The sequence below is a fragment of the Staphylococcus sp. EG-SA-2 genome (assembly GCF_017152085.1).
This window is the reverse complement of record NZ_JACYHC010001292.1, coordinates 1-606: the sequence shown is the minus strand read 5'-3', so window position 1 is coordinate 606 and position 606 is coordinate 1. Positions and strand designations below refer to the sequence as shown.

The 606-nt window shown below is 28.9% G+C and carries 1 pseudogene; it reads right to left on the bottom strand.

The window, feature by feature from the left end:
- Positions 1-606, bottom strand: a pseudogene (locus tag IDG60_RS28345) (bacteriocin-associated integral membrane family protein); the annotation flags it as partial.

Genomic DNA, 606 nt, shown 5'->3' with positions numbered 1-606 from the left:
CTATAAATGACAAATGGCGACTATCTCGTGCATCAAATGAAAAAATTCGATAATCATTTTTGTTGATAAACTGTATAGATAACTTATTCTCTTTATTATTTTTATTTTGTACAAATTCAAACCATGAATGATATGCTTGATTGATTTCATTACGCATTGCATGAAACTTTTGTGGAATAATTACTTCGACATTATTTTTTTGATTTTTTATCGGAATATCAGGTTGAAACTGCTTGTAATAAATCGACCAGAACTGATTATTTACTAATATTACATTCCCCTCATCAGGCGAAAAGTTGTCATTGTCAACGGAGTCACCCTTTGGTTTGAATAAAATCGCATTATTTTCTGCTTCACTAGCCTTTACTAATTGTTCTGATCGCAGCATATTATCAATCAAACTTTGTTTCGTTTCGTGATAAGGTGCAAATTCAATCGTGTAATAATCATCTAATACATTCCAATATTTCTCAGTTTCCTTTATTTTATTCAAATCTTTAATAACACTAGTATTTTCTATCATTACACTAGCTATTAGTACTAAGAGAATACTTTTACAAACTGTATTAATAAAACGAATTGTTTTAAAGTGCTGCTTACCTTTAA